The sequence below is a fragment of the uncultured Flavobacterium sp. genome (assembly GCF_963925415.1).
In the GTDB taxonomy this organism is placed as follows: Bacteria; Bacteroidota; Bacteroidia; order Flavobacteriales; family Flavobacteriaceae; genus Flavobacterium.
This window is the reverse complement of record NZ_CAWUTS010000062.1, coordinates 1-13,644: the sequence shown is the minus strand read 5'-3', so window position 1 is coordinate 13,644 and position 13,644 is coordinate 1. Positions and strand designations below refer to the sequence as shown.

10 protein-coding genes are annotated in these 13,644 nt (G+C 31.1%); 4 read left to right on the top strand and 6 right to left on the bottom strand.

The window, feature by feature from the left end; genetic code table 11:
- On the top strand, positions 1 to 931 hold a 931-nt coding region (locus AABM47_RS04955; protein WP_338409820.1), incomplete at its 5' end, for an o-succinylbenzoate synthase.
- A gap of 18 nt (positions 932 to 949) precedes the next feature.
- Here AABM47_RS04955 and AABM47_RS04950 read toward each other — a convergent pair.
- The 6 genes from AABM47_RS04950 to recG all read right to left on the bottom strand — a co-directional run bounded on the left by AABM47_RS04950 (position 950) and on the right by recG (position 9,671).
- On the bottom strand, positions 950 to 1,699 hold the full coding sequence (locus tag AABM47_RS04950; protein WP_338409819.1) for a phosphatase PAP2 family protein: 750 nt from the start codon (positions 1,697 to 1,699) through the stop codon (positions 950 to 952).
- A 21-nt stretch (positions 1,700 to 1,720) separates the two neighbouring features.
- The gene (locus AABM47_RS04945) at positions 1,721 to 2,977 is read right to left on the bottom strand and encodes a DUF4886 domain-containing protein (protein ID WP_338409818.1); all 1,257 of its coding nucleotides are present in this window, start codon (positions 2,975 to 2,977) and stop codon (positions 1,721 to 1,723) included.
- Between the two features lie 111 nt (positions 2,978 to 3,088).
- Positions 3,089 to 5,518, bottom strand: coding sequence for a phenylalanine--tRNA ligase subunit beta (gene pheT, locus AABM47_RS04940; protein WP_338409817.1), 2,430 nt, complete (start codon positions 5,516 to 5,518; stop codon positions 3,089 to 3,091).
- Between the two features lie 108 nt (positions 5,519 to 5,626).
- A complete protein-coding gene (locus AABM47_RS04935; protein WP_338409816.1) occupies positions 5,627 to 6,637 on the bottom strand; it encodes a proline iminopeptidase-family hydrolase in 1,011 nt (336 codons plus the stop codon).
- A gap of 24 nt (positions 6,638 to 6,661) precedes the next feature.
- Entirely contained in the window at positions 6,662 to 7,525 is an 864-nt protein-coding gene (locus AABM47_RS04930; RefSeq protein ID WP_338409815.1) for a bestrophin family ion channel, read from the bottom strand.
- A 43-nt stretch (positions 7,526 to 7,568) separates the two neighbouring features.
- Positions 7,569 to 9,671, bottom strand: a complete 2,103-nt coding sequence (gene recG / locus AABM47_RS04925) for an ATP-dependent DNA helicase RecG (protein ID WP_338409814.1) — start codon at positions 9,669 to 9,671, stop codon at positions 7,569 to 7,571.
- A 101-nt stretch (positions 9,672 to 9,772) separates the two neighbouring features.
- Between recG and AABM47_RS04920 the strand changes: the two genes are divergently transcribed.
- The 3 genes from AABM47_RS04920 (at position 9,773) to AABM47_RS04910 (ending at position 13,563) form a co-directional block, all read left to right on the top strand.
- Positions 9,773 to 11,788 carry a M1 family metallopeptidase gene (locus AABM47_RS04920; protein WP_338409813.1) on the top strand — a complete coding sequence of 672 codons (2,016 nt, stop codon included), beginning with the start codon at positions 9,773 to 9,775 and terminating at the stop codon, positions 11,786 to 11,788.
- A 151-nt stretch (positions 11,789 to 11,939) separates the two neighbouring features.
- The gene (locus AABM47_RS04915) at positions 11,940 to 12,407 is read left to right on the top strand and encodes a Dps family protein (protein WP_338409812.1); all 468 of its coding nucleotides are present in this window, start codon (positions 11,940 to 11,942) and stop codon (positions 12,405 to 12,407) included.
- A 184-nt stretch (positions 12,408 to 12,591) separates the two neighbouring features.
- Complete coding sequence (locus AABM47_RS04910; protein WP_338409811.1) at positions 12,592 to 13,563, top strand: MBL fold metallo-hydrolase; 972 nt, start codon at positions 12,592 to 12,594, stop codon at positions 13,561 to 13,563.
- Positions 13,564 to 13,644 lie beyond the last annotated feature (81 nt).

The following is a 13,644-nucleotide window of genomic DNA, read 5'->3' as shown; positions in this document are numbered from 1 at the left end:
CACAAAAGTTGGAATAGGAGAGTGTGGCATTTTAAGAACCTTATCTATTGACGATAGGCCCGATTATGAAGATAAATTGAAGTGGGTTTGCAAAAATATTCATTTAGGAAAAGATAAGCTTTGGGAGCTTCTTTTAGAATTTCCTTCTATTCAATTTGGTATAGAAATGGCCTTCCTTTCATTAGCTTCCAAAACCCCTTTTGATTTGTTTGAATCTGATTTTACAAAAGGAGATAAAAGCATATTGATTAATGGCTTAGTTTGGATGGGCGATGAGGCTTTTATGAAGCAACAAATTGAAGAAAAATTAACACAAGGCTTTAGCTGCATTAAATTAAAAATAGGGGCTCTAAATTTTGAAAAAGAATTGAATTTGTTGCGCTACATCAGGCAGTATTTTGACGAAAAAACTATTGAAATCAGAGTTGATGCCAACGGTGCTTTTAGTTCTAATGAAGCTTTAAATAAATTAACTCAATTATTTGAATATAAAATACATAGCATAGAACAACCTATTCAAAAAAATCTTACTGACAAGATGTCCGAATTGTGCAAAATATCTCCTTTGCCTGTTGCCTTAGATGAAGAGTTAATTGGTGTGTTTTCTAGAGAAGAAAAGCAGGCATTATTGCAAAAAATTAGCCCTCAATTTATCATTTTAAAACCAAGTTTAGTTGGCGGATTTAAAGGTACTTTAGAATGGATTTCTATAGCAAAAAAACTCCAAATTCAATGGTGGATAACATCGGCATTAGAAAGTAATATTGGTCTCAATGCTATTGCACAATTTACGTATACTTTGAATAATAAATTACCTCAAGGTTTAGGTACGGGTGGTTTGTATTCCAATAACTTCAACAGTCCTTTAGAAGTGTTTAATGGTCAACTTTGGTATAGAAATAATATAGAGTGGGAAGTAGATTTGGTATAATACCATTAAGTTCTATTTTTAAAACGCCATAGACATAGCCATGCCATATTCTTTTCCATTATAAAAAGGCATAACTATTCCGTTTGTATTTTCTTTATTTTTAAAAAATGTTTTTTTGATCAAGGGATGAATCCAATAAGCAATTTTAGTACTCAAAATACCAATACCCGCTCCAGCAGCAACATCTGTTAACCAATGTCTATCATTATACATTCTAAAATAGCCTGTTCCGGCAGCAACAGCATAACCTGATAATCCATACCAAATAGAAACATCTTTGTATTCTTGATACAAAAATTCGGCTCCCATAAAAGCAGTCGCTGTATGACCTGAGGGAAATGAATTTTTTGACGAGTTATCTGGTCGCATAATATTAGATGTTTTTTTTAATATATTGACAGTGCCACCCATTATTAAATAGGCCGTTGCTAATATTATTGTTCTATCTTTTATGTTATTTTTACCTTTTATACCCATAGCATTTAAGGTATATACAGATGCAAATGGTGCATATTGTGAAAAATCATCTATTGTTATTTTGCCATCAATATGCTCTACTATCTCCTCTTTTATTTCTGAATTTATGTTTTTTATTTGTTTGTTTTCAACGCCTATAACACCGTATCCAATTAAAAAAACAGGCACTAATAATGCTTTATGTTTAAAATCAACATGCTTGTTTAAAGCAGTAGAGTCTGTTTTAAATTCTTGACCTACGGAATGTTGTACAATAAAAAACAGTAAAAAAAACAGATTTTTAGTAATCATTTTTTTTTTTGAAAATCCTTATTAAATTTTTAAAATTTTAAATTTATGCTCAATAGAATCTGCCGTTATACTAAGTGTATAACTACCACTTTGTAAATAAGAAACATCAACATCTATCATGTTTAATTGATGCGCATTGTGTTTTATTATAGTTCGTCCACTAGCATCTGCAATAATAATTTGAATATCCTTATATTTCTCTTGAAACTGAACCCTTAGCTTGTTTAAAACTGGGTTTGGAAACACCATCAAGTTTTGTGTTGCAAAAGGTGAAACAGCTAAAGTAGTAATGTTTATTGTTTTAGTAAACGTATGCGATTTTCCACATTTTGTAGTGGTCAGCGATACCGTATATGTACCTGTTAAAGGATATGTATACAATGGATTTTCATTTGTAGAAGTAATTCCATTACCAAAATTCCAAAGAACAGAATCAAAAGTATTACTCAAATTTGTAAAAGCAACCTGTGAACCGTTTATAACTTCAGAAAAATCAGATAAGGCAGGATTAATGGTAAAATCATACGTTGCATATAGATCATAAACAATTGTTTTGACGGCTGCTTTAATGGTTAATGCATCACTGGCACTTATCGTTGAATTCCAAGTGATAAAAGTTGGATCTTTTTTGTAAATCATTGTGTAAAAAGCACAAGCTGCAACATATGAACCCAATACTGATGGATGAGATTCGTCGGCATTATACAAATTCATTGCGGAATTATTAGTTCTCAAATACCTCCATACAGCACTAACGGGTGTAACTTCGGCATCATTAGCATCAGCCATATACAAATAGGTAGTTTTAATTGCATCATCCATACCTTCATAAGTACATACCCAAGGTAAATTAGAACAATTGTTAAAATCACCGTTTTGTCGCCCCCATGTCATGTAAAATAATGGCTGTGAACATTCATTGTTTGCTCTTATGGCGTTGCAAAGAGTTGTTACATATGGATACACACTAGTTTGCATCGTAGATTCACTTTTAGAGGTCTCTTGACTTTGTCCCTGTAAGGTTACATAATCCCATGTGTTGGAATTAATTTTAGCAAGACTTGTAGTGTTTACTGCATGATCTGAAAATCGATAACCGCCTACAGTATTAGAGTCATAAATTAAAACATCTCCAGTACTTGTCGCCATGTTGTTTACCATAGATGGTAAATCGTTGTAATAGGTATAACTGTTGCCTAAAAACAATACTTTTTTTGTAATTTGACTGTTTGCACCAAACGTTATTAAAAAGGCCAGTATAAGTGTATTTTTTTTCATGAAGCTAGGGTAGTCATAATAAAAATTTATATAATTAAAAGTTTTAAGCTTTATAAGATTTTATCAAAAAAACAACAAAATACAACCCCATTTATTGTCAAAATGATTTTTTTATCGCAATGTTGCACCAACTTCTTTTTCAAAGTTAGTTTGTAGTTTTTGCATAACTTTTTCAATTTGTTTTTCGTCCAAGGTTTTGTTTGCATCGTTCATAATAAAACTTACCGCATAAGATTTTTTATTTTCGGGCAAGTTATTTCCTTCAAAAACATCAAACAAGCTTATTTCTTTAATAAGTGTTTTGTCAGTTTGTTTGGCAATTTTATATATAGCTTCAAACGTAATGTCTTTGTCTATCAATAAGGCCAAATCTCTACGAACATCAGGAAATTTTGAAATTTCGCTCAATTTTAATTTGTTGTTCATGTATTTTTGAATACTTTCCCAATTGACATCTGCATATACCACTTCTTGTTTGATATCAAATGATTTTAAAATAGCTTTTTTTACAATTCCAAATTCGATAATGCGTTCATTTCCTATAACAAATGCTAGACCTTCAGAAAACACATCGTTTTCAAAAGGTAAGGAGCTCACTTTTTTATCTAATCCTAATCGTGTTAGCAAAGACATCACATATCCTTTCATTGAAAAAAAATCAGATTTTGAGGCTGTTATATTCCAATTTTCTGCAGCTTTATTTCCTGTTGTGTACAGGCATAAATGCTTGCGTTCTTCAAAACCATTTTCAATTTTGTGGTAGGTTTTTCCAAATTCATACAAACGTAAATTATTTTTTCGTCTGTTGATGTTAAAGGATATAGCTTCCAAACCCGAAAACAATAACGATTGGCGCATGGCTGAAAGTTCAGTACTCAAGGGATTGATAATCGTAACGGTTTCATTGGGACTTAATTGATCCGATAATTCAATATATTCGGGAGAGGTCAACGAATTAGCCATCATTTCATGAAATCCTTGCGAACACAATTGGTTTGCAAGGATGTTTTGAATTTTGTATTCTTCAGTACGTGGGGAATTGGAAATAGTAGCACTTACTTTTTTACTAAAACCAATACTGTTATAACCATATACACGTAAAATTTCCTCTATCACATCAATGTCGCGTTGAACATCCACACGATATGCGGGTATGGTTAAGCCCAAGCCACTTTCTGTAATGCTGTTGATTTTAATTTCTAAAGACATTAAAATCGTTTTAATGGTTTCTCTGTTTAGTTCTTCACCAATTACTTTATTGATGCGGTCAAAACTTAAAAACACACTAAAGTCTTCAACAATATTAGAACTGATTTCTATAATATCTGAGGTAATTTCACCACCTGCAACTTCTTGAATTAATAAAGCTGCACGCTTTAATGCATATTTTGTGATAATTGGGTCAATACCGCGTTCATATCGAAAAGAAGCATCGGTATTTAAGCCGTGCCTTTTGGCTGTTTTACGAACCGAAATAGGATTGAAATAGGCACTTTCTAAAAATATATTTTGAGTGTTTTCAGACACACCTGATTTTAACCCTCCATAAACACCTGCAATACACATTGGATCTTCTGCGTTGCAAATCATAATATCTTCTGCATCTAAAATACGTTCAACACCATCAAGTGTGGTAAATTTTGTACCCGCTTCAACCGTTTTAACAAAAATTTTATTTCCTTTTATTTTATTGGCATCAAATGCGTGAGTAGGTTGACCCAATTCGTGCATAACATAATTGGTAACATCAACAATATTATTTTTTGGTGTTATACCAATAGATTTTAATCGGTTTTGTAACCATGCTGGAGACGATTTTACTTCAATTCCAGAAATGGTAACACCACAATAGCGCGGTACTAATTTTTTGTTTTCTACTTCGATATCAATTTTTAAAACACGTTTATCAACTTTAAAACTGCTTACAGATGGAGTAATTAATTCACTTGTGATGTTGCTTTGAATTAATCCGGCACGCAAATCACGTGCAACACCCCAGTGACTCATCGCATCTGCTCTGTTGGGAGTTAATCCTATTTCAAAAACCTCATCAGTCTCAATATTAAAAACATCCTTTGCTAATGTTCCCGCTAGTAATGAACTATCTAAAATTAATATTCCATCGTGACTTTCACCAAGACCTAATTCGTCTTCAGCACATATCATTCCGTGACTCTCTTGTCCGCGAATTTTCCCTTTTTTTATTTCAAAAGATTTCCCTTCCTTGTCATATAATTTGGTTCCTATTGTTGCTACAGGTACTTTTTGTCCAGCGGCTACATTTGGAGCACCACATACAATTTGAACCGGAGGATTACCATCGCCTAAATCAACAGTTGTAATTTTTAACTTATCAGCATCAGGATGTTTTTCGCAAGTCAAAACATGACCTACAATTACACCTTTTAAACCTCCTTTTAAGCTTTCGAATTTTTCGACACCTTCAACCTCTAAACCTAAATCGGTTAATAAAGCAGCTGTTTCTTCAGATTCCCAGTCGATTTTAATAAATTGTTTTAACCAATTGTATGAAATACGCATTTTTGTTCAAATTTATGATTCGGCAAATATAATGTAAAGTTTAATTGTTTAAAAGGTTAATTGTTGATTTGTTTAATCGATTAATCAAATCAACAATTATAACTAAAACTACAGTTGGTTGTTATTTTTTAAAAATGATATTAATCCTTTAAAATAGGCTTGTTGATCGTCATAAAGAGCCATGTGGCTACCATTTTTACACAGTAAAAAAGAGCCATTAGGCAATAATGTACTCATTTTTTCCATAAAGATAGGGTCCATAGTATCGTGGGTTGCTGCAATTACTAAACTTGGAATTGTGATATTTTTTAAATCATTTGTACGATCCCAAAATTCTAAATTTCCTGCAATTCCAAATTCGCTAGGCCCTTGCATAGTTACATAAAGCGACTGGTTTATTTTGGCAAACGAACGATTAACAGGTTCTGGCCAATTTTTTGAAGGTAAACGCAAAATGTGTTCTTCATAAAAATTAGGCAGTAATAATTCCATGTATTTTGGATTCGAAAAATCTTTGTTGTCTTCTATTTTTTGAATTTGAGCTAAAATGGTAGGGTTCATTTGTTTTGCCAAAACATCATCGGCATATTTTCCATACTCAGGGCAACTAGACATCATATTTGATATGATTAATCCCTTTATGTTGGATTGATATTTTAAGGCATATTCCATAGCTAAAATTCCACCCCACGAATGACCTAAAACATAACAATTAGTTGCATTTAGGTTTAGTGCTATTCGTACTTGCTCAACTTCTTCTACATAGCGTGCTAAGTCCCAATAGGCAATATCATTAGGATTGTCTGAATTTCCACAACCCAATTGATCATAATAAATAAATTCAATTCCTTCAGCAGGCATAAAATTTTCAAAACATTCAAAATATTCGTGTGTAGCTCCAGGTCCTCCGTTTAATAATAAAACTTTAATTTTGGGGTTATTTCCAACACGTTTAGTCCATACGTTAAACGTTTTACCATTTGCTGTAATCGGAATTACTTTAACGCCACCATCTTGAATTTTGGTAGAATCAATTTTGTAATAGGTAGAAGTAGTTTCTTCTTTTTTACAATTTGAGAAAAAGAATGCAATTATGGATAGTAATACTATTTTTTTCATTTTAAAGATTTTAGTAAAGGTAATTTAAATTATTTCTTCTACGTGTTTTTTAATGTTACTAGCTAATTTTACGGTTGGTAAATCATTGGCATCATTTCCAAAAGGATCTTCAATTTCTTCTGCAATTAACTCTAAACTGGCTAAAACATAGAAAGTAAAAACAACAACTGGAATCACATAATAACCTAAACTAAAAACATATCCAAAAGGCAATGTCATGATATAAAAGAAGATGAATTTCTTGATAAATGAACTGTAAGAGTAGGGAATAGGAGTGTTTTTGATTCGTTCACAAGCACCACAAATATCGGTAAAGGACTGTACTTCGCTGTTAATTATGATTAATTGATCTCCTGAAATTTTGCCACTAACATGTAAATCATGCACTTTTTGAAACATCATTTTTGCTACTTGATTAGGTCTATGCTTATGATGATCAATGTCTAAATCTAATTCTTCAAAAAGCATTTTTGCCGTTTCTTCATCATTTAAATGTTTTTGTAAAATAGAAGCATAACCTGGAATTATTTTTCTGAAGAAGTTTTTATCGTGCTCGTCTTTTAATATTACAGCTAATTTAATGGCTAAATTTCGACTGTTATTTACTAGAGCTCCCCAATGTTTTCGACCTTCCCACCAACGATCATAGGCTGTGTTTGTTCTAAAAACTAATAATAATGAAATCACAAAACCTAACATTCCATGCATGATGGTAATGTTTTTAACGTGACTATCATCTGATAATTTCCAATACTCAATCTCTAAATAAGCTACTCCATAAGAATATAAACCAATAGTAATCATCATCGGAATTAATTGTCGAAATGTATCTGATTTATGAAATCTAAATATGAATGTAATCCAGTCTTTTGGGTTGTATTGTACCATTTTTTGTTTAATCGTTTAATTTTTTGTTATTGTTCAATTATCACTAACTAATATAATTCCATATATTTTTCTTTTTACTCATTTCAATAAAAACTTCACGAAGTCTATTGTGTTCTGGTTTTTCCATAGGCGCATCGTCTTTTAATAGCTTAATAGCCTCATGACGAGCTAATTGCAGTATTTCTTTATCTTTAACCAAGTCGGCTATCAATAAATTTAAAACACCGCTTTGTTGTTTGCCCATCAAATCACCAGGGCCTCTTAATTTTAAATCTACTTCGGCAATTTCAAAGCCGTCATTTGTGCGAACCATTGTTTCCATGCGAACTTTACTGTCATCACTTAATTTGTGGCTGGTCATTAAAATGCAGTAACTTTGTTCGGCTCCACGACCTACACGACCGCGCAATTGATGCAATTGAGAAAGCCCAAAGCGTTCGGCACTTTCTATAATCATAACCGATGCGTTAGGTATATTAACTCCTACTTCAATCACAGTAGTTGCAACCATTATATTTGTTTTTCCTGCAGCAAAGCGTTTCATTTCTTCATCTTTGTCTGCGGGTTTCATTTGTCCGTGCAATATAGAAATGGAATAATTGGGAAGCGGAAAATCACGCGATAGACTTTCATAACCGTCCATCAAATCTTTGTAATCCATGGTTTCCGACTCGTTTATTAATGGATATACAATATAAATTTGCCTGCCCTTTGCTATTTCGTCTTTTATAAAACGCCATACTTTTAATCGATTACTGTCAAAACGATGCACCGTTTGAATGGGTTTTCTACCTGGAGGTAATTCGTCTATTACAGAAATATCTAAATCACCATACAGACTCATTGCTAAGGTTCGAGGAATAGGAGTAGCTGTCATCACTAAAATGTGAGGTGGAATAGTGTTTTTTTTCCATAATTTACTGCGTTGCTCCACACCAAAACGGTGTTGTTCGTCTATAATGGCTAGCCCTAAATTTTGAAATTTTACTTTATCTTCCAATAAAGCATGGGTTCCTATAATAATGTCTAAAGAACCATTTTCTAGGGCTTCATGAATTTTTTTTCGTTCTGAGGTTTTACTAGATCCTGTTAAAATTTGTATGTTGATGTCTAAATCATTGGCCAATTCGATTAATCCCACAAAATGTTGATTGGCTAAAATTTCTGTAGGGGCCATCAAGCAACTTTGAAAACCATTATCTTTTGCAATTAACATGCACATTAAAGCGACTATTGTTTTACCTGACCCTACATCACCTTGCAACAAACGATTCATTTGGGCATTACTCCCCATGTCGTTTCTAATTTCTTTTAACACCTTTTTTTGAGCATTGGTAAGTTCAAAAGGCAAATGATTGCTGTAGAACGTATTAAAATTTACACCAACTTTTTCAAACGGATGTCCTTTTATTTTTTGTTTTCGAATTAAGTTTTTTGTAATGAGTTGGAGTTGTATAAAAAACAATTCTTCAAACTTTAAGCGAAATTGAGCCTTGGATAAAACCTCTTGATTTTTTGGGAAATGAATATATAAAAGAGCTTCTTTTTTAGAAATTAATTTAAAATTTTCAATCAAATATAGAGGTAATGTTTCGGCAAAAAGGCTATGAGTTTCTAAAAACAACTGCTGCATCATCTTATTCATAACTTTGTTGCTAATACCTCTTTTAGTTAGTTTTTCGGTACTTGGGTATACGGGTTGCATCGTTGAGACTATATTTGCTTTATGTTCATCAAGTAAATCCATTTCTGGATGAACCATATTGAATGCACCGCCAAATTGAGCTACTTTTCCAAAAATAACATATATTTCATTTATTTTTATGTTTTCTCGAATCCATTTTTGACCTTGAAACCAAACCAATTTTATGGAACCGGTATCATCATTAAAAGTGGCTTCTAAACGCGACTTTCCTTTTCCTTGTTCTACTGATTTAATGTTGATTATTTTGCCTACAATTTGAAATTCAGAATTGGTGCTTTGTAATTGATTGATTTTAAAATAGTGGGTTTTATCAATATACCGGTTGGGAAACAAATGAAGTAAGTCACCATATTTGTGAATGTTGAGTTCCTTGCGAAGTAGATCACCTCGTTGCGGTCCAACACTCTTTAAATATTCTATAGGAGTTTCAAATAAATTCATTTGTAAGGTCTATCTCAAAAAACGAAGATAAGAGTAAAAATTTTAATTTAAAAATTACTTGTAACCAAATTGTTTATATTCGTAAACTAAATATATCAGGTATGAATCGTTTTTGGTTATTAGTATTAATTCCTTTATTTACTTTAGGACAGCAAAGTACTAAAGTAAACTTTATCTCATGTCATGCTCTTGTAAAACCCAACGCAATTGAAAAGTCAATTGAAGGTACTTTAATTTATAAATTTAAAGTTGCAGAAGTAATAGATACCCTTCGAATTGATGCTGTAAATATGAACTTTCAAAATCTTTTGATAAATAATAAATCAGTTAATTTTAAAGTTACAAAAAAGCAGCTACTTCTTTTTGAAGGCTATAAATTAGGTCAAAATACAGTTTCCTTTTCTTATAAAGCGATTCCAAAACAAACTTTGTATTTTACTGGAGATTGGAAAAATTCGACTTCAAAATCAGGACAAATATGGACGCAAGGACAGGGCAAATATACCAGTCATTGGTTTCCTAGTTTTGATGATGTAAATGAAAAAGTGATTTTTAATATTTCAGTTCAAATGAATGAAAATGATGTGGTATTGTCAAATGGTATTTTAAAAAAACATAATGATAAAACTCACGTTTGGACGTATTCCATGCAAAAACCCATGTCGTCTTATTTACTTATGCTAGCTGTTGGAAATTATGCCAAACAAAGTTGCAAATCAAAAACAGGTGTAGTATTAGAGTTTTATTTAGACAAAAAAGACACTCTAAAATTTGAGCCTACGTATCGTTATTCCAAACAAATTTTTGATTTTTTTGAACACCAAATAGGAGTAAAGTACCCATGGCAAATTTACCGTCAAGTTCCTGTTCGAGATTTTTTATATGCAGGGATGGAAAACACCACTTCTACCATTTTTTCGCAAGATTTTGTTGTAGACTCAATTGGCTTTAATGATAAAAGCTATGTAAACGTAAACGCTCACGAATTGGCCCACCAATGGTTTGGAAATTTAATAACCGCAAACAAAAGTAAACACCATTGGTTGCATGAAGGTTTTGCAACATATTATGCTTTATGGGCTGAGCAAAAAATTTATGGTGTCGATTATTTTAACCGTAAATTAAATGAATATGCTCTAGAGTTAAAAGCAAATTTAAAATACGATTCCATCCCAATTTTGAATGAAAAGGCAAGCTCGTTAACGTTTTATAAAAAAGGCGCTTGTGCACTACATGTTCTACGAACCAATGTTGGAGATGATGCATTTAAAAAAGCGGTTCAAAATTACCTAAATACCTATGCCTTTAAAAACGTAGATACCGATGATTTTTTAAACGAAATTAAAAAAGTGAGCTCTTATGATGTAGCACTTTTTAAAAAAAGATGGTTGGAGTCAGCTGATTTTAATTGGGATGAATTTCAAACATTAATAAGTTCAAGTACATCAAATCTTTCTGCATATACAAATAACACAGACGATTTAACAGAGGACTTTTTAGAAATTATGAAAGGTGAAGCTTATTTTGGTTTAAAACAAGATGTTTTATATCAAATAGAGGCAATTTCATTTGAAAATAAGCAACAAATTATTAAAGCAGCTTTAGCAACAAATAACATTAAAATTAGACAAACTGTTGCAGAAACTACAAACAAAATACCAACTAAATTTAGAGTTGCTTTTGAAAGTTTGTTGGATGATGATTCATATATAACTAGAGAAATTACATTATATAAATTATTTGCTAATTTTCCGTCAGAACGAAAAAAATATTTGGATTTGTCAAAAAATTGGGAAGGATTAAATTTTAATTTAAAATTGGCTCATTTAACCATGTTGTTCGTTTATAATAAAAACTACAACATTAATAATCAATTAGTTATTAAAGAACTGCTTGAGTTTACAAAAGTGTCTTTTGATGTTGTTACCCGTCAAAAAGCAATTGAAATTTTAATAGATTTTAACATCATTACTGACAATGTGTTACAATCATTATTAAGCTTGACCAATCATTATAAATGGCAAACAGTTCGTTTTGCTAAAGATACTCTAAAATCACTATCAAAATCTGAAGATCTTAAATCCAGAATAGATAATATGATCCTATTGAATAAATAATCTTTTATTTTATTTTTTGTACATTTGAAAAACAAAATTGTTTATTTTAATATACAGTTAAAAATAAACACCAATATGATTATTAATATTAAATGTTAGACTTTTTATATATTAAAATAGGGGTATAAATTATAATAGAAAACATAAAACTATGAAAAACTCAATAGGGATAGACAAGGATAAGTCTTTTGTACTTACGGCTAAGTTAAATGATTTATTAGCAAACTATCAATTATTTTATCAAAACCTACGCGGATTGCATTGGAACATAAAAGGAAAAAACTTTTTTGAATTACATTTAAAATTTGAAGAATTATACAATGAAGCCATTATTATAGTTGATCAAATATCAGAACGTATTTTAACCCTAGAAGGAGAGCCCTTACATTCATTTTCTGATTATCTTAAAACTGCCGATGTTAAAGAGGAAAAAAACATTACAAATGGGGTACAAGGTGTTGAAATTATTGTAAAAAATTTTTCTATTTTAATCGAAAAAGAACGATTTATTTTATCGCTTGCTTCAAGTGCAGAAGATGAGGGTACTGTAAGTATAATGAGTGATTTAATTTCTCAAACCGAAAAAACTTTATGGATGTTAAATTCTTACTTGAAATAAAACATAACATTAATAATAAGGTGCAAAAAGGTAACCATGGCTATGTTTTATTGGCTTAATCCTTTAACGAATGTTTTTATTGAGTTATTGTACTCAGCCTAAACACAAATTATTCTATATTTGTAATGATTGCTTGTTAAAAATTTAGCACTAAATCAACTAAAAAGTACAGACCTAAAAAAAAATGAATAAATATTATATTTTCTTTTTCCTGATTTTTATCTTTTCGTGTTCTGAAAAAAAACCTTCAAAACAAATAGTTTTAACAAAAACGCAACCTGAACTTTATATTAAGACTACTTCTCTGGTAATTCTTGGAACAATACAAGATGCAGGCTCACCACAAATGGGTTGCAAAAAAAAATGCTGTATAAATCTTTTTCAAAATCCAGATTTCAATAGAAAGGTGTCCTCATTAGGATTGATTGATTCACAGAATTCTAAATCCTATTTATTTGATGCAACTCCTGATATTGTTGCACAAATGAAAATACTTACTAAATGTGTAAATAATAATAAAGAGTTTGTAGATGGCATCTTTTTAACTCATGCACATATTGGACATTATACAGGATTAATGTATTTAGGAAAAGAAGCAGTGAACGCTAAAAGTGTTCCTCTTTATGTAATGCCTAGAATGAAAAATTTTCTTACAAATAATGGCCCTTGGGATCAACTTATAGCACAAAATAATGTTGCGATTCATGAAATGGAAAATGAAAAAACAATTTATTTATCTGAGGCTATTAAAGTAACGCCAATTTTAGTACCGCATAGAGATGAGTATTCTGAAACAGTGGGTTACAAAATTAAAGGCCCTAATAAAACTGCTTTGTTTATCCCAGATATTGACAAATGGGACAAATGGAATAAAAATATTATTGATGAAATTAAACAGGTAGATTATGCGTTTTTAGATGCTACTTTTTATAGTGGTCAAGAAATTAACAACAGAGACATAAGCCAAATTCCTCATCCTTTTATTATTGAGAGTATGAAAAAATTTAAAGACCTAAATAAAAATGAAAAAGGCAAAATTATTTTTATTCATTTTAACCACAGCAATCCAGTAATTGATATTGAGAGTAAGGAGAGTCAATTGGTAATTAAGCAAGGATTCCGAATCGCTAAATTTAAAGATGTCTTTGAATTATAAAGATAATTATTGACAAATGTTGTTCGAGTTTCAATTTTTGGCTTCTGTGTTTTTTACTTTTTAATAATAAGCTAAAAATTA

Coding starts and splice junctions, on each gene's coding strand:
- AABM47_RS04915 (WP_338409812.1), top strand. CDS start 11,940: ATGAAAAACTCAATAGGGATAGACAAGGATAAGTCTTTTGTACTTACG.
- AABM47_RS04935 (WP_338409816.1), bottom strand. CDS start 6,637: ATGAAAAAAATAGTATTACTATCCATAATTGCATTCTTTTTCTCAAAT.
- pheT (WP_338409817.1), bottom strand. CDS start 5,518: ATGCGTATTTCATACAATTGGTTAAAACAATTTATTAAAATCGACTGG.
- AABM47_RS04945 (WP_338409818.1), bottom strand. CDS start 2,977: ATGAAAAAAAATACACTTATACTGGCCTTTTTAATAACGTTTGGTGCA.
- AABM47_RS04910 (WP_338409811.1), top strand. CDS start 12,592: ATGAATAAATATTATATTTTCTTTTTCCTGATTTTTATCTTTTCGTGT.
- AABM47_RS04950 (WP_338409819.1), bottom strand. CDS start 1,699: ATGATTACTAAAAATCTGTTTTTTTTACTGTTTTTTATTGTACAACAT.
- AABM47_RS04930 (WP_338409815.1), bottom strand. CDS start 7,525: ATGGTACAATACAACCCAAAAGACTGGATTACATTCATATTTAGATTT.
- AABM47_RS04920 (WP_338409813.1), top strand. CDS start 9,773: ATGAATCGTTTTTGGTTATTAGTATTAATTCCTTTATTTACTTTAGGA.
- recG (WP_338409814.1), bottom strand. CDS start 9,671: ATGAATTTATTTGAAACTCCTATAGAATATTTAAAGAGTGTTGGACCG.